General features: G+C 40.6%; 15 protein-coding genes. All 15 read right to left on the reverse strand.

Annotated elements, in window-relative coordinates:
• Positions 1-223: 223 nt before the first annotated feature.
• Entirely contained in the window at positions 224-973 is a 750-nt protein-coding gene (locus tag V6C93_RS17655; protein WP_333477983.1) for a winged helix-turn-helix domain-containing protein, read from the reverse strand.
• A gap of 491 nt (positions 974-1464) precedes the next feature.
• Positions 1465-2574: a glycosyltransferase family 1 protein gene (locus V6C93_RS17660; protein WP_333477984.1), complete on the reverse strand. Its 1110-nt coding sequence runs from the start codon at positions 2572-2574 to the stop codon at positions 1465-1467.
• Positions 2571-3731 (reverse strand): glycosyltransferase family 1 protein, encoded by a 1161-nt coding sequence (locus V6C93_RS17665; RefSeq protein WP_333477985.1) that lies wholly within the window; start codon positions 3729-3731, stop codon positions 2571-2573. The genes V6C93_RS17660 and V6C93_RS17665 overlap by 4 nt, the downstream gene beginning before the upstream one ends.
• 8 nt (positions 3732-3739) lie before the next feature.
• A complete protein-coding gene (locus tag V6C93_RS17670; RefSeq protein ID WP_333477986.1) occupies positions 3740-4714 on the reverse strand; it encodes a GDP-mannose 4,6-dehydratase in 975 nt (324 codons plus the stop codon).
• A 96-nt stretch (positions 4715-4810) separates the two neighbouring features.
• The gene (locus V6C93_RS17675) at positions 4811-6616 is read right to left on the reverse strand and encodes a hypothetical protein (RefSeq protein ID WP_333477987.1); all 1806 of its coding nucleotides are present in this window, start codon (positions 6614-6616) and stop codon (positions 4811-4813) included.
• A gap of 9 nt (positions 6617-6625) precedes the next feature.
• Positions 6626-7315 (reverse strand): glycosyltransferase family 2 protein, encoded by a 690-nt coding sequence (locus V6C93_RS17680; protein ID WP_333477988.1) that lies wholly within the window; start codon positions 7313-7315, stop codon positions 6626-6628.
• A 6-nt stretch (positions 7316-7321) separates the two neighbouring features.
• Positions 7322-7894 (reverse strand): class I SAM-dependent methyltransferase, encoded by a 573-nt coding sequence (locus V6C93_RS17685; RefSeq protein ID WP_333477989.1) that lies wholly within the window; start codon positions 7892-7894, stop codon positions 7322-7324.
• Positions 7895-7986: 92 nt separating this feature from the next.
• Entirely contained in the window at positions 7987-9357 is a 1371-nt protein-coding gene (locus tag V6C93_RS17690; RefSeq protein ID WP_333477990.1) for a class I SAM-dependent methyltransferase, read from the reverse strand.
• A 71-nt stretch (positions 9358-9428) separates the two neighbouring features.
• Positions 9429-10592 carry a glycosyltransferase family 4 protein gene (locus V6C93_RS17695; RefSeq protein WP_333477991.1) on the reverse strand — a complete coding sequence of 388 codons (1164 nt, stop codon included), beginning with the start codon at positions 10590-10592 and terminating at the stop codon, positions 9429-9431.
• Positions 10593-10595: 3 nt separating this feature from the next.
• Positions 10596-11981 carry a class I SAM-dependent methyltransferase gene (locus tag V6C93_RS17700; protein WP_333477992.1) on the reverse strand — a complete coding sequence of 462 codons (1386 nt, stop codon included), beginning with the start codon at positions 11979-11981 and terminating at the stop codon, positions 10596-10598.
• A gap of 90 nt (positions 11982-12071) precedes the next feature.
• On the reverse strand, positions 12072-13280 hold the full coding sequence (locus V6C93_RS17705; RefSeq protein WP_333477993.1) for a methyltransferase domain-containing protein: 1209 nt from the start codon (positions 13278-13280) through the stop codon (positions 12072-12074).
• Between the two features lie 23 nt (positions 13281-13303).
• Positions 13304-15634: a glycosyltransferase gene (locus tag V6C93_RS17710; RefSeq protein WP_333477994.1), complete on the reverse strand. Its 2331-nt coding sequence runs from the start codon at positions 15632-15634 to the stop codon at positions 13304-13306.
• The gene (locus V6C93_RS17715; RefSeq protein ID WP_333477995.1) at positions 15631-16893 is read right to left on the reverse strand and encodes a class I SAM-dependent methyltransferase; all 1263 of its coding nucleotides are present in this window, start codon (positions 16891-16893) and stop codon (positions 15631-15633) included. The genes V6C93_RS17710 and V6C93_RS17715 overlap by 4 nt, the downstream gene beginning before the upstream one ends.
• A gap of 28 nt (positions 16894-16921) precedes the next feature.
• Positions 16922-18202: an ABC transporter ATP-binding protein gene (locus V6C93_RS17720; RefSeq protein ID WP_349262750.1), complete on the reverse strand. Its 1281-nt coding sequence runs from the start codon at positions 18200-18202 to the stop codon at positions 16922-16924.
• A 444-nt stretch (positions 18203-18646) separates the two neighbouring features.
• A complete protein-coding gene (locus V6C93_RS17725) occupies positions 18647-20275 on the reverse strand; it encodes an O-antigen ligase family protein (RefSeq protein WP_333477997.1) in 1629 nt (542 codons plus the stop codon).
• Positions 20276-20813 lie beyond the last annotated feature (538 nt).

Raw genomic sequence — 20813 nt, forward strand, 5'->3', positions numbered from 1 at the left:
GGGCGTCCTATCACAGCAACAATTGGCAGAGCCATAACCGCATTCCTTGAGCAAGCAGAACAAGAAACCAGACACAAATTTTGTGCCGGTACGCTCTCATTGTAGCTAGCGGTTGCCGCAAACATGATCTGTGGTCAGGGATAGCATGAGCCAATTTTGACCAAAATGTCAAATCCGGCAACTTTAAAAGTGCTGGCTGTTCTTTCGGTCGTTAATCGTTAGATTAACTCTTAAACGGTTCTCCAATTAGTAAATAAGATTCGTTTTCTTGTTGAACCACCTGCTGCTTCCAAATCATTTTTTCAGACGAGTCTTCAAGTAGGAGCAGTAATCTTTGGCTTGAATGCTCTGTAGTTGGTTCGGTCATAGCATAGATATTGATATAGTCAGGTCTGAGAGAATTTTTCGACCTAGCAATTCCTTTAATATCAAACCTTTCTTTTTGGTTCTCTAGAATTTCCAAAAGAGTGGATTCCAGCCCAATCAATTCTGGAAACGCTAAAGTCACCTCTCTACCTATTGCGACATCCCACGGATAATCAGAGAAATTTTTTACACTGGGAGAAACCTCCAAAATCATAAAACTTTTATCCACTATGACATACTCAATCTCATGCAAGGCTAAGAGCTTGAGCAGCATGGGACTTAATGAAGAATCGGATTGCTTGGTTTCCTTCGGCAACGGCTTAAGGCGATAACCTAGACCATGAACGGTCTGAATGACATCTTCAGCACCTGCATCTTTGAGTTTACGTCGTAATCCTTTGATATGAGTTCTTATTGCGCTTTCGCTCGGGATTGAATCAAACGACCACAGGCAATCAATAATAAAAGATGGGCTTAACACCCGTTTAGGATAATCGAAGAATAGCTTTAGGAGTTCATACTCTTTTGGATACAATCGCAGAGTGTTCCCTTGGTAGCTAACTTCGCAAGCTTCAGGATATAAGCGTAAATCCCCCCACTTATACATCGGTGTGCGTCTCAATAAAGTGTAGGTTGGTGTGCGCTAGGAGAAGTAGACGGTTCTTCATAGACTGACCAATTGTGTACACGACTGTACATGCTTGAGCTAAATTTCTGCTTGAACCAGAACTGTCGGCAGCACTCTGTCTACAAGCATTCACGCCGTAACTCGACTCATAGCACTCTAAATTGAGTGTGGAAGGCGAGGAATGTCTTCTCTGCCGTTAGGTCAAAGTTTTGCCAAATGTCTACCAACCTGGCAAAACGTCTGAAGGTAGCCAAGCCCACGGTCTCTCTCATACTTCATTCTGTCGCAAACACTCGATTCAAGTTTAAGCCTGAAACAAGCCTTCCGTTCAAGTTTTGTCTGTCTGACTGGCTTGTCATACCCTCAGGCTTGGGCGAATTTTCACAAAATTATCACATACCCTCTGTAAGGTGGCTATTTTTTCAGGAAAAAACACTAAATCAATCACTGAAGATCAGCTTTTTTCTTTGTTACAGGAAGCGTTGGAGAACTTCGACGGTGGCTTGTCCTGTTTTTGCCCAGCTGAATTGGCTGGCGCGGTTGAGACTCAGGGTGCGTAGGCGCGATCGCAAAATGGAATCTGTTGCTACCGCTTGCATGGCTTCAGCGATTTCATCGGTGTTGTAGGGGTTGATCAAAAGGGCGGCATCTCCCGCCACTTCGGGTAGAGAGGAAAGGTTAGAGGTAATCACAGGGGTGCCACAAGCCATTGCTTCTAGAACAGGAAGACCAAAGCCTTCCCAGAGGCTGGGGAAGACAAGTGCGATCGCTTGGTTGATGATGGTGGGTAGCTGGTTGTCAGGTAAATAGTCCAGGAATTTTATCTGCTTACCGAGTCCTAAGTTGTTGGCTTGGGTTTGTAGAGTGGGGGTGTATCGTCGATCTTTGGGCCCAGCTATCCATAGTTCACACTCCTGGCAGATGGGTAAGCTAGCAAAGGCGTTAATGAGGCGATGCAGGTTCTTGTAGGGGTCGTGGCGTCCGATGTAGAGAAAGTACGGGCACGACAGTGACGTTCCCTGAGGCAGATTCAGAGGGCGAAAGTCTTCGGCATTGTGAGCCAGGAGAGTTGGAGTGATTTTGCTGGCTGGTATCTGGAAAAAATCAGTGATGTCCTTTGCCGTGGCGATGGAGTTACACAGGATATGTTGAGCTTGGGCGAGGACTTGGGGGATGTAATAGCGGAAATAAGGTGTCAGAGGTGAGAAGCGTTTTGGAAAGCGTAAGGGAATTAGATCGTGAACCGTAACAATGTAACGACAGTTAGAGGACAAAGGAGCTTCAGGGATAGGAGAAAACAGGAGATGCGATCGCTGGTCTTTGCATATTCCTGGTAGGTGTAGCTGAGTCCACAGTAAGCGACGGAGATGCCCTTTCAAACCTTGTTTTGGAGTTAACCCCTCAGGTACTAACTGACAAGAGTAATTAGGAATATTTTGAGCAACCAGAAGGGTTGGTACGAGCGAATGTAAGTAAGGAAGCAGATTCAGAATATAGGTTGAGGTTCCTGTGGGTTGAGACAGGATATAAGACAGATTTATGAATAATTTAGAGAGAGAATTGTTATATGAATCGCTCATCTCATCAGGGTTCTATAAGCCTGTAATGTTGCTTTGGCTGTGTTCTCCCAGGAATACAGCTTTGCTCGCTCTTTACCTTTTTGGATTAACATTTGGCGTAATTGGGAATCGCTAATCACTTGTAAAATAGCTTCAGCTAAGCCAAATGAATCATTGGGGTCAACTAGAAGCGCTGCATCTCCTGCAACTTCTGGAAGTGATGAGGTGTTAGACGTGACAACGGGTGCACCTAAGGTCATCGCTTCTAATACAGGAAGACCAAATCCTTCATAGTGGGAAGGGTAGGCGAAGACATCAGCCCTTGAGTAAAACAAGGCAACCATTTCATCGGATAAGTAGTTTAGATGATGGATTTGCTCTTTCCAGGGGGAATGCTCAATTTCTTCAAATATAGGTTGATATCTCCAGCCTTTTTGACCAATCAGTACCAGTTGATGGTCTATTTTATAGTTTTGCTTCAGGTGATTAAAGGCTGAAATTAATCCTACAAGATTTTTTCGAGGTTCTATCGTACTAACAAATAGAATGTAAGGTTTAGAGAAATCGTAATTAACCGTCTTGAGTTCTTGGCCCATTAAATCTAGATTGAGATCAGTAGAATCGTAACGGCTAGCTAGAGGCGTCGCAACTATCCGTTCTGGCTCTACATTTAAATAGTCAACAATATCTTTCTTCGAGCTTTCGGAAATAGTTATCACTAAATCCGTCCATTTTAGAGATTGTTTGACTCGTTGGGTATAAGTTCTAACAATTGAGTTAACATAATCTGGATATTTAATAAAGGTTAAATCATAGATATTCATCACCGTAAGGCTTTTCCGGCAAGGATATACAGCGTAGTTCGTGCCATGTACAATATCCGGGTCACCAAATTTCGCCTCAAAATAGGAGAGTAAGGGATTGGGCAAAGATGCAAGTAAGTTGCTAACTCTCACTGGAAGAGGTAACAGATAGCGATTAGGATATTGTGTTAAACTCTCCGGAAATGATAAATTTCCCAAAAACCAATTTTTTAAGCTAGGTTGATAAACAATTCCTAGGTCAAAATCTTCCTGAAGGCTTAATGTGTGCAAGGCATGGATTAAGTGATAAACGTAAAGACCCACTCCGCTGGGATTGGGTAGTAAGGGGGTGGCATCAACAACGACCTTGAACATGAAAAACTTTATAATTTCCCGTTCCGAAGTTCTTTGAGGTCGTGATCGACCATAATTTCAACCAGTTGCTCCAAGGAAGATTGAGGTTTCCAATGGAGTTTGGTTTTAATCTTATCAATGCAGCCGACAAGTTGTACGGGTTCGTCCGGTCGGTAAAAGGCTGGGTCTACGGAAACATAATCTTGCCAGTTTAGACCCACACACTTAAAGGCACACTCGACTAACTCTCTGACCGAGTGGGTTTCGCCACTGGCAATGATGTAGTCATCGGGTTGTTCCTGTTGCAGCATCATCCACATGCCATAGACGGCATCTTTGGCGTAGCACCAATCACGACGCGCATCAAGGTTACCCAGTTTCAGTTCGTTGGCTAAACCGAGTTTAATCGCGGCAGCGCTGCGAGTGATTTTGCGAAAGACGAATTCTGCGCCACGCCGGGGAGATTCGTGGGTGTAGGTAATGCCACAGCAAGCGTAGAGGTTGTACTGTTGCCGATAGTTAACCGTCATCCAGTGGGCGTAAGCTTTGGCAACGCCGTAGGGGTTGCGGGGACGAAAGGCGGTAAGTTCGGTTTGGGGTGATTCGTCGGGTTGACCGAAGACTTCGCTGCTGGATGCTTGGTAGAATCTAGCGTCACTTTTGCAACGGCGGATGGATTCTAGGAGGCGAGAGACGCCGATCGCAGTGTACTCGGCAGTGAGGGAGGGTTGTGTCCAGGAGGTGGGAATGTAGCTTTGGGAGGCGAGGTTATAGATTTCGTCGGGTTGGGATTCTGCGATCGCATCCATTAATGAGCATTGATCCAGCAGATCACCGGAGAGAATGCGGACATTGCCCGATAGGTGACTGATGCGATCGAAGTTGCTGGAACTAGAGCGCCGAACCAAGCCAAAAACTTGGTAGCCTTTGGCTAGAAGTAGTTCGGCTAGGTAGGAGCCGTCTTGCCCAGTCAATCCTGTGATTAAAGCTTTTTTGATAGTCATGAAGATTTTCTAACGTTGACAGGCGACGCTGAGTTTTTCACTATATACCCTATACTAAATCCCTGTAAATCAACTGTTTTGGCTCAATCTCTAACTCTAGAGCTTTGATGGATTCACTTGAATTTCTAATTCATTAACTGAATCTTGTGGTGGTTTAGGAAAAATATAAACTTGATCAGATACTAGGTCGAATTTTATTCGATAACGTCCTGGTTGGTCTGGAAAAACAATAGAACCGATAGCTTTAGTTTTTTCAAATTTTTTCGGTGTACCAGAAACATAAAGATATTGTTTGCTTTTAATTTCATTTTTACTGTTTAAAAATAAAATTCTTACGCGTACTTCACCTTTTTCTACAGCAGCTTCATATCCAAACCATTGAGATGATCCTGTATTTTCAACCTCAGCTTCAAGCAAGGCTTGTGACTGAGCAACAACAGAAAAATTGTGAGATAGGGGTTGGTTGCCGTTATAGGTAACTTGCTTAATACTTCCACTCAGACCGTTAATATATTTAGAGTCTTTCACAGGAGGGGGAAAAACTTGGTGAAATAGAGCCTGAATATGTCTTTCTATTTGATTGTCTTTAACATGCCAGAGTCTAGACGTATATTGCTCTAGCTTCAGAGGATAGATGCTCCAGTAAAGACCTTTATCCCCAAAGGCACCAACTATCTGAACAAAAAGTGAAATTATCACCATTAATAAAAATAATAACCTTTTAAATTTATCGATAAATCTATGAGTATGAAAATGGTTCAATGGTTTCGACAAGTCATCAATATAGTAGTTAATCAGATAGCAAGTTACAGGAAGAATATCAGTCATAAATCTAGGGCCATAACAATAGCCAGCCCACCAAAATATATAGAAACAGTAGCTAAAAAATAGACCCAAAGCCGCCAATATCATTATTCCTATTAATTTTTCGTCTTTATAAAATCTCAATTGAAATACTTTGTACGCTCCGAAAAAAGAATATAAAATTATAGGAGAAAATACAAAAATACCTCTACTTGGACTAATTAAAATCCCTAAAGAAGCTTCAACAAAAGTCTTTACAGTAAATGAATACAGGGGAACACTAATGCTAGAATATCCACCAATAAAGTTACCAAAATAGTAAAAATTCCATAAGCAACCTGGTATGCCTGAGGCCATACCTAAAATCAAAAAAATTGAATACCATCTATAGATCGTGAATGAATATAATAAGACAGCGACTAAAAATAAGGTACTTGTAGGACGAATAATTGGAAGCAATCCACAAAAAATACCAGCTATAATTAAAATAATAATTTTAGGTTTTTTTCGGTTGATATAATTTGCTTTAATCAAGCAAAAAATAATGATAGTTACAGAAAGATTTGATGAGCCGTGTTGCCATAAACCTTGCGAACTGATCATCCATGTGTTTGTAGCAAAAGCAAAGATAAAAGTCGAGAGGAAGGCAACGCTTCTCTTAAACTTGAAACTAGAAGCCAAATAGAAGAAAACTACAGAAATGGCGGTAGTTATTGCTGCCGTTATTTTTTCAAAATGTATTCTATAGAATTCAAAGCTTTCATGATTGAAATTTACAGAGATATGAAATATTTTTAAAAAAATGTAAAAAATCAGATAAAGAGGAGAAGTAAGAATAGCAACTCCAATGGGATAAACAGAAGTCAAATGTCCATTTTGGGACTCCACAAAAGAGTAATAAACTCCGAGTTCTACAAAGTAACTTTCTCTAAAAGCGTCGAAATTAAAAGTGTGATTTTCAAGTAAATTAAATATTAAAATGGTATTGGGGATTGAATCTCCAGAACTAATTGTTCTGTCATTTATTAAATAAATTGTTAAGCAGCCAATAAATATTAATATAGCTATGCTTTTTTGAGTTAATTTGAAATTAAACACTTGCTCACATCATAATAATAAACCATATTTAATAATACAAAATATAGCTTGTACACCATCTTTCCATCCTATTTTCTTGCCCTCTTTGTAGGTTCGCCCATAGTAGGATATTCCCACTTCATAAATCCGACAATTTAGTTTAGCAACTTTAGCGGTGATTTCAGGCTCGAATCCAAATCTATTTTCTTGGATTTTGATGGATTGAATAATTTCTCGACGAAACGCTTTATAGCAAGTTTCCATATCGGTCAGGTTAATATTAGTCAACATATTAGACAAGGTGGTTAAAAATTTGTTGCCTACCATGTGCCAGTAATAAACAACACGGTGAGGTCTACCGCCTTGAAAGCGCGAACCAAAAACAACATCAGCCTTGTTATTGACAATAGGCTCGATCATCAGGGGATATTCCTGAGGGTCGTACTCTAAGTCGGCGTCCTGAACGATTACAATATCTCCTGTTGCGGCAGAAAACCCAGTGCGCAGAGCCGCTCCTTTTCCTCGGTTTCTATTGTGGTAAATAACTTGAGCCACCTGCGATTCTATGTTTGATTTGAGAAGCTCTCGCGTACCATCGATTGAACAGTCATCAACGATAATAATCTCACAATTTTTCACAGGCGAAGCTTTGACCGCTTCAACAACTTGACCAATGGTTCCAACTTCGTTAAAACAAGGGATAACCACAGACAGTTTCATCTTGACCTACTGACTCCTCTTCACCACAGTACAGAAATTATTCATCCCAAACTGAAAGTATTGGTGATGAAACTCCTGAAATTCAGTAATCTCAACTAATGCTGTTTTGAGCTTTTGCCGATTATAATACCTCTTATGGTCTCGGATCTCTGCTTCGCTTACTATTTTCAGCTTGTAAGCTAAAAACTCAAGAACGGGCTGAGACCAGACTGATGGAACTGTGATAATCAGCTTTCCACCAGGAACGAGAACTCTATAAACTTCTTTGAGAATTTGCTGTTCGTTCTCAATATGCTCCAGAACAGCAAGCATAGTTACAATATCAAAGCTACAATCCTTAAACGGCAAATGAGTATCAAGTTTAATCTGGGTTGTTGTAATATTTAAAAATTCTTCATCTTTGACCTTAAAATCTACGCCGAACCCTTGTTTTACATGAGGGGATACAGCTTTCAGAAAAGAGGCAGCTTTACCACAACCCACATCTAGAAGAATAGAGTTTTTAGGAATGTAAGGCAAGACTCTTTGAAGCCGCATCCACCTCAAGATTGGCTCTAAAAATGGTTCATTATATGACATCTAAGAAACCCTGGTGGCTAAATGAATCTATAAGGATAATCATAATATGCAGTTATGCAGCTGAATCAGGTAACCTATGCCTACGATTCAAGCTAGTCTATAAATCGGATAGAATGTATAGCTACACCTAACTCTCTGTTATCGCCATTGCGTAAAACCTTTGCAGGTCGCCAGGTTTTGCTGCTAATAGCTATTTGACCATCCCAATCTAAAATAGGAATTTTATAAATACCTTTCACAGAAGACTTCGGAACCTGATAAGTCTGGCTGGAACTCCCAGCGCTCAGCTTTACATCTAAAGCAAAGGGCGCATAATTAGTGATGCAAAACTCAACTAACTTGGCCTTGATGTTTTTAGCACAAGTCATTACAGATTTTGATTGAGTAAAGCGCAATTTTAGGTTCGGATCGGGTGCCTGCGGTGCCCAAGTCTTACATTCGTCAGGCGGAAGTGTAATTTCACTCGGTTCATAATAGCCGTGACTTTTTCTGGCTATAATCACATCGGCTAAGTGACTCATATCAGAACGATATCTTCTAGGTGTCCAACCGAGCCTTAACAGCGTTCTCATAAAATAAGATGAGTCAAAACCTAATTCCAGCCAACCAAACTTTCGGATAGACCAAACTGACATACCATCTAATCTCAATCCCCAGGGATAGGGGATAGCTGGGATTGGGCCTTCTACAATGGGTTCTGCTGCAAAAGCGATCAATCCATTCTCGTTTGTTATTTCATAGAGATTTTTCAATAATTGAATATGATTAGCACAATGATGAAAACACTCAAAAAAGACTGCCGCATCATATTTTTCCTCGGAGTCAAACTCTAACATGTCTTTTTTGACCAAGTTAACCTTATTGGAAAACTTTTCTGCTCGATATTTTATTAAATCAAGGTAGGATTGCTCACAATCTACCGCCGTGACTTGGTAACCCATTTGGGCAAAGTTTAAAGTTGTGTTCCCAAAGCCAGGCCCAAATTCAACAATTTGAGAATGAGGAGGCAAGCTCATGGTTTTGATTAAAAAGCCTTGAGCAATCAAATGGTCTCCTACCGTGGTAGGACTCTTGGTGCAGTAGGGAAAGGGATTATCTTTTAAGCCTTCAAAATCAAACTCTGTACGTTCATTTTCAACGCTATATTGTTTTTTTTCGGAAATTTCTAAATAGAGTTTCATCTGAGCGTCATAATAGTCTTGAGAATAAGGGTCTTTAGGAAAGTTACTATCCACTACATAATTAAATTCCGATAAGGCTTTCCTAAGTTCATCGTCTGAAATTAAGGCTCTTTCATCAGCTTTCTGAATCTCTAAATCTAGATCGCGAAGATTATTGATATATTTCATATTAATTCCTATAAAATTTAAAGTTGGATTTAAATAGATAATGAATTTTGAGAAAAAATTTGGAAAGTATTTAAGGAAACGTCTTGAAATAGATTTGAGTTTTTGACGTCGCATTATGGCACTTGATTTAGATATTGAAGCTATATAATAAGATACTTAAATATTGTAGAAGTTAATTGATGTCATCATTTTTCTAGCAAAGATAAATAATACTTTTCTATAGTTGACCATTTATAACTTTCTTCTACAAAGGTCTTTCCTTGTAGACCTAGCTGGTATCTAACTTCTTTATCCATTTTTTCTAAAGCCACTTGGAACTCGTATTTGTTCGTATACCAAAGCCCACCATGCGCCCTCCTACACTGCCCTACCAACACCTCACATTTGCCGTTCACTAAGACTGCCTTACTTACTGTCCAAGCTTCTAATACTGCCATTGATAGACTTTCATAAGGTGACGGCATGACTAACAGCTCGCACGCGGCTAAAGCATCCCATTTCGTCTGCTCATCCACAAACCCCAGTGCTATAATGTCGGGATGCTGGGGTATTGACATGACTGATCTGCCAAGCAACACGAGTTTTCTGGGAGCCGATTCGCGCGATCGCAGCTCTAGAAAATAGCGAAAAAGTTCATCGCATCCCTTAGATGGATCGACTCTACCAACATACAGTAAAAAAGGATCGTCAACGTTGTATTGCTGCCGGAAACGTTCTGCATCATAGGCTTCTGGTGGTTCTACCGCAACCCCAACAACCGGCCCTTCACAGCTGGCATTGGGAAAACGCGACTGGAGGAAAGCCCGTTCTTCTACTGTGTTAAATATAAAACCCTGAGGTTTCTCAAATAAGGTATCCCATATACTCATGTAGATTGGCCATTCGTTATGAGCCGTAGGAACTAGGTAAGCCTTTTCAGCTACCAAGGGTAAAACAAAGTAGGTTGTTCCATACAAATAAGTGAAAAAGATAAAAGCCTCATAATCATCTTTATGCTTTTTAACATAGTTAATCAGATCGGGTGACCGCGAACCCTGAGCTAGCATCCAAGTCTCTTGCTCCTTTAAAGATGCTTCTTTGATGCGAGGGTAGATTTTTTCAGAAAGGCGGTTAAAAGCTCTTATATCCCGCTGCTTGGCTACTCGAAAACGCCGAACTTTGACCCCAGAAACCTCTGCTAATCCTGAGGGATAGTGGTTCTTCCAAGTCATGTAGTCCAATGCACAAGTCGTCAGGATTTCTACATCCCAATACTTGGACATCCGCTCGGCGATTTTAAGACAATGAGATTCTGAGCCACCATTAACCTCTAAGCCACACCGTTGAACAACGAAAGCAACTCGCTTCATAATTTAGTGTTGTAACAATTCAAGCGAATGGACTACGATGCCTAATCGTCTTGAATCTGATGATTTTCCATACTCAGCAGGGCAAAAATTTGGAGATATCAGGGTAATTCTCCAGCAATCCGACGCTATCTCATCGTCATTTGGCTTCAAATCTTGTTTTGATAAGTTTAGATTCACGTCAATTATTTTTTCTCTTAAATTAATTTCATTCCACGAAGAAGTGAAATGCGTTTTCCAGGTAAACTTAAATTCTTTATTTCTTACCAAATTATCCAAGGTTATAATAAGGTTCCATTCAGAGATGTAGTTGATTTCAGGCGCAGATAAACTTAGACAAAGCGTTTTTCCTATGAATTCAGGCTCTGAAAAATACACCCTAGCTAATCCGTCACTCCACCTTCCTGAAAAATCTTCACATTGATAGTATTGGTGCCAGCCAGTTCCTAGGGATATTCCAGTTTTTATACAGTTTTTTAATTCGTTTCCTGCCAAAGTTTTTTCGAGAATATAAGGATTCCAGTTATACAATCTAAACGTGTCGTGAAAATTATCAAAACACTCTTCCTCTAAGTCCCTACTTCTAGACCAGCCATGAAACAAAAAGAACTCAGTCCACCACCGATATGAAGCCAATGTAATATGACCGTGGTGGGGAGTTTCATTTTCTAAAACGATATTTTTGAAAGGAATATTGTCCATCATATCCCTCCTCCAGGTAGGATTATCTTCATTGACTTGAATGCCTAATTTGAAGGTGGCATCAAAGCCAAATGATGGAATAGTGAGAAATATCTTTTTATCATAAGACTGATGTAACTGAGTTAAAATCTGCTCTAAGGTTGAAACAGGTAAATGCTCAAAAACTTCAGTAAATGTAACTAACTCTACATCATTTAAAGAAGCTTTTTGAATCCAATCTTCAGCAGTAGCGACCGTCAAAAAATTTTTGGTCGATTGATCTGCTTTAGCAATTAACGATTCACTAAAGTCAATTCCATAAGACTTTACTCCCAATTCCCTCATCGCCTTTACGAGTAGCCCTAACCCACAGCCTATGTCTATGTGTTGCTTGGGAGAAAAAGTAGAGGAGAGGACTTTAGCCAGTTTTTGATAGGGAGCAATATTCCAATCTAATCCATAATCCCCATCGTAGAAACTTTGTTTTAATACGACGTTATAATAAAGATTTTCTAGCTCGGATAAGGACATATCCTCGCTTTTGCTATATATCTTTTGGGTTAATGGATCTAAGATCGTGTTTGATGAAGTGGAAGCGTCTAACGTAGAATTTGTATTTAAGTCAGTTTTATTAACTGGTTTTAAGGTCTTTTTTAATTTATTTTTAACTTTCTTGAGAAAGACATTCAACTTGCTATTGCCATTCATCATCCTCACTCCACACCTTAATAACCGTTTGGCACTGTCCTGAAACTTTTCCGCTGGTGAGAATCTTCTTAAAAATAGAGCTATTCTCAGTTATTATTTTGTCACGCAGTAAAGAAAACTGAACCATCCTTGTCCAGCCGAACCATCTTGCTGAACATCGATGACTTTTCCTCCATTGCTAGTAACTATTTTTAAAACAACATCCTTGCGAATACCATACATTTCCATACGGGGTACAAACAAGGAAGAATTTGTTTTGACATCATTAATAGCTATAAGCTTACGATACAGGCTCAACATCCGACGACCCATACTTTGTAATTGGCTTATCCCTTTAACTTTTACGGGAATTCTTAGGGTTTGGGAACCTTTATCTTTAAACCAAGCTATCTGTTCGTGAACCATGTCTAATTCAAGAAGATAGCTATCGGATTGAGCTGGAACAGTAACAGTTAATGAAACCTCGACTTCTTCCTGGGGTTCTAGAGTCTTTGGCAAAGCTTCTCTACCATCATCACTCACGATGGTTCGTCCAGCTTCATTCAACCAGTGGTTACCCAAGCTAATATTGTATTTCCCATTGGAATCTACAAAGGATGGCCAAGTCAAGTTGCTAAGATTTTTGATTTTGACTCGAACAGTAGTCTTAGAGCCAGCCTCTACATTCCCCAGGGGTTCTAAGAGAGTGGTTTGTGCTCTATAAGCATCATCTTCAAGAGCATCAAGTTTCTCCACAGGAGCTAGTTCGCTTGGTGCCTGAAATACTAGTAAGCCACCAGGAGCGAGAATGCGCACGAATTCTTTGATGTAGTTTTTGCTGTACTCAGGTTTAATGTGTTGAAGAACAATTTTTGAATAGATAAAATTAAAGTAATCGTCTTCAAACAAGCTGAGATTGTCAGCATCGTTCACGTAATATTTGCATTTATCTCCATGACGATTGTACTTTTTGGCATACTCAATCATTGATGGGGCAATATCTATCCCATAACACTCATCGAAATAGGAACAAAGTGCCTGAGTAAGCCGTCCTACGCCACAACCAAAATCAAAGGCTTTTTTCCGAGATAATGAAATATTTAAAGAGCTAATATACTCGAAAACAGCGTTTATTTCTTCTTCCCCCGTTTGGAAAAAATCCTCTGGCTTCCAACTATTGTTTTTCTTAGTCGGATTCGTCAATATTGCCCAGAGAGGGTCTTGCTTGCCAAATTCATCCCAATTTTTTTTCAGTTCTTGCAAGTTCATACCTTTTACTTCTTTATAACTAGAAATTAGTTTGTGTTTGAGTGTTTTTAGCATTAAGCGTAGATTGGATTGGAGAATTAAAAATATTGTTTTTCCATTTTTTCCAAGAAATTTTTAAGAGTGTTTTGAAATATGCCTGGAGTAAATGACTCTCGTCTTTGTTGTTGCGGTTTTATAACTTTGTCTCGCAATTCTTGGTCTTTAACAAGCAATTTTGCCAGAGCTGCGACCTGAACCAAATCATCTTTAGTCGTAAACATCAACCCGGCTTTGCCTAAAGTTTCTGGTATAGCACTACTCTTATAAGCAAGGACAGGAATATCAAACCACATTGCCTCTATCAAAGGGACGCAAAAACCTTCATGCTCGCTCATTGACCAAAACAGGTGAGCAGTGCGATAAAAGGCTAATAGTTGGGCATCAGTGACTTGCCCTGTCAGCATAACGTGACTTGTCAAACCCCATTTTTGAATAAGGTTAATGAGGTGGCTGTAATAGGCTTCCTTGGAGTTACCATAGCCAACTAAAATTAATCTTGCTTCCCGATCCATAGTCAGGTAATGTGCAAAAGCTTCTATTAGTTGGTCTTGTCGCTTATTCGGCGATATCCGTCCGACAAATAGTAAATTTGTTTTTCCATCTTGCAGGTGTTGCATTAAGGCTGTATCCGGAGACATATCCCACTTGGTCGGATTTACAGGAAGTGGCAAAACTTCCGGATTGTTAAAACCAGCCGCAACAAGTTCAGCCGCATTATAAGTAGAAACTCCAGCGGAAATAGGGAAGTATTCGGCGAGTTGCTTCAGTTCAGTTCGACCTTGTTCCAGAATCTTGGCAAATTCCGGTCGATAAGGCAAAAAAAACTCAGCCGGTGTAATGTTGTGATAAATAAGGCACTTAGCGCCAGGATGAGCGCTCGCATAATCTGTGACTTCGGAACCAATGGAATGGTGGTAAATTAATCCTGCGCGATCGCTAATGCGTCTGGACTGAAAAACTATGGCTTCTTGAGCCATATGCTCATCCACATACCTAACAAAAATGTCAGATTTATATCCATTACTACGTAGATACTCTCTGATGGCTAGCGCGTGATTGGAGATGGCATCCCCATAAGCGAGATTGGGTAAAAGCTGATGAATTTCTTGAAGCTTTCCACTTCTAGACTTGGTTGCCACTTTTAGGGATTCTTTAGATAATCCTAAAGCCACTTCATAACGTTCGATGACCTTATCCCATACAGCATTCTCTTGGGCATACGCTTGACCGTTAGCACCATAGTTCGCGAGCTGTTCTTCTTCCATTTGGTCAATATTCGCGAACAATTCTATCCATTCAGATTCTGTTTGTGCTAACCAACCTCCTTGGGAGGATTCTACAGCCATTGCTGTCGCTAAACAACTGTGATGAACCGCTACAGGTCTTCCATAAAACCAAGCTTCCATCATGACGCGAGAATAGCTTTCGTTCTGGCTGGGTTGTAATAACGCTATGCAATTAGCTAGTAAGGCTTCCTTTTCTTCCTCTTCAACTAAACCTAAATCCAGTAAACCGGGTGCAGCGCCGTTGAATGATGTATTTCCAGGGCCAGCTAGAACTAACCTTAGATTAGAGTCTGAATTGTTCTGCTTAAAAGTGGTATAAGCTCTAACGATTAAATCTGTATTTTTTGTCGCATCCCGGCGACCTAAATAAAGCACAAAGCGCTCTTGTTTGACTGAGAACTCTCTAACTTGGCTAATTGCCTGATTATAATGCTGACCTGCCTCTACACCGGCACCAGCTACAATACTTTTAGGAATAATCCCCGGCCCATACAAGTGTCTCGCTAGTTGAGCTTCCCCTTCACTAATAAACAATAACCCACGAGCGGAGTAAAAAAGTTCAGCAACTTGGGGCAAGTAAGCATAAACTTCATTATGCAAGCAAGGCTGCAAAAAGGCTCGCTTGGCAACACTGGGTAATCCCTTTAAAATCGGGCCATAAAGATAGGGTAGGAACAGAAATGCTTGATAGTTATTTTGTTGATTTTTTAAATACTTCAGTAAGTCAGGCGAGTTAATATTTTCTGAAGTAAAAATTTCTGAATTCTTTAAAGAGACTGGATTAACCCCAGGTTTTAATCTTGAAGGTGGTAAGCTCAACATCAGGCGATTAACCTCAGCAAATGCGTTGCGATCGCGTCGAGCAACCCGAAAGCGCCGAATCTTTACACCCTGCTCCTGGCTCAATCCAGCTTTGAGATGATTAACCGCCCAATCCTCATGAAAGGATCGACAGCACGTCGTGAGGACTTCAACTGCATGTCCTTTGCTAGCAATGCGTGTAGCAACTTGCCACGCCTGCTGCTCTGCACCCCCTTTTAAATCCCTGCCAAACCAGGGAGTCACTATCGCTATTGGCTTCATAACTTATATCCAACCACCGCGTAATCACGGGCACAAAAAAACCAATTGTGAAGGAGCTGCCAACTAGCATCTTCTTGAGAGAAAGGACTCCCCTCAACAGGATTTAGATAGAGTATCTTAACCGTTGATAATCCTTGAGATTCAAGAATAAATTGAATAGTCTCTGGAAACAAGGGATTTTTATGAGTTGGATCGGCATAGAAATTGCAAGCCCCTACAACAATATTTTTAGGGTTCGGGGTTTCAAAAATCGCTAATCCTCCTGGCTTAAGTACCCTTACCACTTCATTGAAAAATTGCATGAGTACGGGAAACGGCAAGTGTTCGATGATATGAAACCCTGTCACAGCACCTAAACTTAAATCGGGCAAGGTGCGTAAATGAGAAATGACATCACCTTCTACAACTTTAAACTCTCTTGATCGGCAGTAGTCTACCATGACTCTGTTATGGTCTAATCCAGTTGCTGTATATCCAGCTTCACGCAGCAACTCTAGCCATTCACCCCGTCCACAGCCCACATCTAGAATCGGGAATTCTGAAGTACCCACTTTAGCTTCCTCAAGCAAGGGAAGATAAACTTTTAAGCGATCAAGTATATCCTCGCGTTCTCCTCGGAACTGGTTCTCGAAAGCAGTGTAGAATGCATCGAGTAAGTGTTGTTCTTCATTAACCACAGCTTGTAGCTGCCCTTGATTCAGGAATTCTGGAGAACGCTGTTGCGCTTCTTCCAAAAACAGAGAGAGCGATCGCTTTTGCTGGGTAAGCTCACTTTTGAGATAACTGTCATTTTTGGTGTAACGTTCATCGATTTTGGTGTAACGTTCATCTATAGCTTTCAGGCGTTCGTTTAATTCCTTCACCTGTGATTGCAGATCCATTAATTGAGCGGATACGCGAGTGAACAGCTCTCGGTTCAAGTTTGTAGACTCTCGCTGTGCTTGAATTAGAGAAAAGTTAACAACTTGTTGCTTCTTAAAAATAAATCCATACAGCTTCAGGACAAATTTTTGTAATTCCTTACTCAAACTAAAGGGGAAACGATTAAATTTATCGGGAAGTTCAGTAGGTACCTGAGAAAATAACTCAGCCTGACTTAGTAAAATTTCTATAGGGCTATCCTTGTCAAGAACGATTTCGTTAAAATTGTTAAGTCCCCCATTCCCTGGCAAAGAGAACTTATGACGTCTTGCTACCTCATCACGCACCTTCTGCATTAATTCATCTACATTAATTTCTAAATTATTGGGTTCAATCATTTTTCAATTTAAACTGTATTAATTGCACCTAAATACATTCAATAATCTTAGTGTTAAATTGTTGAATCTTCATCTCAGCTTCTAAATCGACAACTCCCTCACATATATTACTAGTTTCCACCTCAAAAACTATTAATTCATCCATCCAATCGTAGCTGATTCCTTCTTCTGAATGTATTCCTACTGTTACTGTATAAACTCCTTTGTTTAAGTAACAAGGTATTTGAAAGCTTGCCGTCATTTGTTGACCCGGTAAAATTTTAGGCACTCCAATATTCATTAAGTAAGTATTGGTTCCATAAATGACTAATCCTACCAGGTTTCTAATCGAAAATCCTATAACTAAATCGCCTAACTCAGCTTGGGATACTATCTCAACGACTACTCTAAAGATTGACCCAGTTTCTACTTTTCCTTTGATCTCGTTCTTTTCTAAATCTTCTAGTCTAGCAAAATTGATAAACGCTAGATTGTTGCCATGCCTATGGATTTTTTTGGGGACGATATCATGGCCAGATTCAAGTTTTGTGACAACGGAATTAATGCGATCGCCTTCATTGGCTTTTGGAGTTTTCTCGGAACTTAAAAGGGCAATATAATGATTAACAATATCCTTGGGATACCCAACTTCTAGTATTTTCCCCTGATTCAGAAGCACTACTCGCTGGCATAATGCTTTGATACTGGAGCTATCATGGGACACAAAGAGAATCGTTACTCCTTGCTCTTTTAATTGGCGAATTCGCTTCATGCAACGCGCTTGAAATTTGGCATCTCCGACAGCTAATGCCTCGTCCACAATTAAAATTTGCGGCTCTGTGTTAGCAACAACGGCAAATGCCAATCGTACTACCATACCACTGGAGTAAGTTTTAACAGGCTGATCGATAAAATCACCGATATCAGCAAAAGCAGCAATGCTATCGAACTTCGTTTTTATTTCTTCCCGGCTTAAGCCTAAAATTTGACCATTAAAAAATACATTCTGCCTTCCTGTAAACTCCGGGTTAAATCCACTACCGAGTTCTAGTAAGGCTGAAACTCGACCCTTAACCCATACTTCGCCTGTTGTTGGTGCCACCGTTCCAGCAATAATCTGCAACAGTGTACTTTTGCCGGAACCATTTTGTCCAATAATTCCCAGCGTCTCTCCTTGGGCAACCTCCAGATTGATATCCTGCAAAGCCCAGAACTTCTGAGCATGACTTTTTCCGGGCAGCAAGATTTCCTTTAATCGGTCTATAGGACGGTTATAGCGCTTGTAGCATTTGGAGATATTTTTCAGAGAAATGGCAATCTCACTCATCACACCATTGCTGTTTGAGCAACCTCTAGATTACATCGACTTACGCTAGTTGCGAGTACCAATACAGTCATACACCACCCTAAAACACTACCAAAGAAACTCCCTTAATCACACCCTAGAGTGGGCTGGCAGAAATAATTTACCAGCTTACAAGCGGTTGAACGTCTTAGAGTAAAGACTTTTGACTTGGATGGAAGCGTCACGAGTACAACTGGGCACCAGTAATTCACGACTTCCAGGAGAAGAGGCGGCAAGGGAATGAGGGGGAGATTTTAGGGGGTCAGGTATTTGTGCCGCGCTGCACTAGTGTCTCAAGTGATTGACCTCTCCTATTTGGACTAAGTTCCCCTACACTGTTCTACTGATAGCTCTGAGAGTTTATCAGTCTTTCACTTTCATGCGATCGCATCCACTCTAACCGAAGTCTCTACCTGACCACCCATGCCTTTATCCTCCCTGAACGACTCTCTCATCTTGAGACACCTTGTTTAGCTGGATTCCTAAGGGTCTCTTATCCCCATTGACTCCTAGATTGATTGGCGTGAAACACCGTGAGGTTTTAATCTGGAGCAAGATATCTGCTCCTGGACTGAGTTGAGAAATATCAAGGCTTTCTGTGTAGGGGCCTGGCGCGTTAATCCTGCGTTCCTTACTAGCAATTATCCGACCTGCCTGCTTGAGACTGAACTCAATTTTCAGAGGACGCCGTTGAGCATCTGCATGATAAACAATATATTCAAGCTTGAGGTTGTTTCCGGTTACCTTGTAGGTCTTTTCAAACAAGCCGCTCGTATGGTGATCACTATATTGTGTGGGTTTGTAGCAGACAAAGCGAGGCTCGAAGGGAATCTTGCCATAGCTGCCCTTGACTTCAAAAATCGCTCCAATGAATAAAACCGTTGCCACCGCTATGATGGAATAGCGCCAAGGTTTGGAGAACTTGGTAGGTATAATTTTTTCCGGGATTGAGTACTCTTGTCCTCCCATAGCTATATTGGATACACCAAGCAAAATAAATAGCAAAACGAGAATGTTTGCGAGCAATAGAGAATGACCGTAAAGATTGCCCGCAAATATTCCCAAAATTAATACCGTTACTATTTGGGTATTAGGGTTTCTCAGGTACAAGGCTTGGTAGATAAATAGAGCGCAAAATAGACTCATCCCTATAAGGCCAGTTTCAGCCAAAATTTGTAGGAAGTAATTGTGAGCATTTTCGCCATTGTAAGTTACAAAAAAACTAGAGTGACTGAATTCACCCATTGAACTTTGACGATAAAAAATACCTTTTCCTAAACCGAGGATAGGATAATGGCTGTACATCAACAAAGCAGAACGAAAAATTTGAGGACGTTCGCTCAAAGCTGAATTCAGCTCTTGAAAGGACTGAATCTTAGGCAACAAAGCTACCTGATGTAACAATCCCCTGTCCCCCCAGTAGCCTACAAAAATGACTGTTGCCAGAACTGTTAGGCTGACAAAAACTAGTTTCATCAGATGTTTCTGAGGTCTTTGAAGTAGTAAAAAAAATATATATCCCAAACAGGCAATAAACAGCGTGGCGATGGAAAAGCGAGAAGCACTGACTACTACCCCAGCCGCTGCCAGAAAAGAGAAGCCAGCTGCTGCCAGTTTGATTAGGGAGTTATGAGAAGGCAGGTAATAAAGACCTCCCATAAAAGCAGCAACAGCATACCCACCATAGGCGTGAAGATCTGGGAAAAAGCTATTTACCCCCACCTCAGCCCCATCTCTGTTGTAGCCAAGTCCTGTAAACTTTGACCACAAGGCGTAACCCAGAATAATCACTGTAGCCACAGCAAGAGGGATTAGCACACTCCGCATTAACTGTGATGTAGTGCGAACTAGGCTGAGTAGTCTAATGCTGAGAGTGATGACGGCAGTAAAGATAAACAAATCTCTTAACGGGTAGTAATCATCATGAAAACTTGTGTAGCGAAGGTTAGCCAGATTGTAGAAAAATCCTTTAACGGAGTAGGGTGAAGCAGATTGATATAAATTGCGGGATATTCCAATGGCGACAGTTATTAAGATTAATACGTGAAAACTAATCAATAATAATTTAAGGACGGTTGATTTATCGGATATGTTTTCTCTAGATGAGCGAGATTTTGAATTAAAATAACTTAGAATTAATAATCCTGCTAATAAACCGATTGATGCATCGATACTTAAAAGGTCTAAGGTGAATATTTCCCAATGAGATACTGCCCTGACTTGCTCGGAGATTCCTGCTGTGAAGGGGAGAACAAAAACTAGAAAACCAAGGGCTAGCAGCGGATTACGTAATGTTGTAAAAAATAACGTTACAAATAAGAGAAGATTCAGCCAAGGGAAAGCAACATATGAGGGGTAAAAAATGTGTAAAACAAAGCAGACTATCAGGAAAACAGTGGATAATAAAAAGTGAAGACGTATTAGTTGAGTCATGAGAAGCAAAACCTTGCTTTATGCACATACCTTGAACTTGAGTATCAGTGAGTAGTGAGCAGTAACCAGTGTCCTGTCTACCTTATATCAATTCTCTTTTACGTTGAAATCAATGAATTTTGAAAATTTAAGCGTTACAACCTCTGATATGTAGCAATCATTG

It is taken from the genome of Allocoleopsis sp. (assembly GCF_036703385.1).
GTDB lineage: Bacteria > Cyanobacteriota > Cyanobacteriia > Cyanobacteriales > Coleofasciculaceae > Allocoleopsis.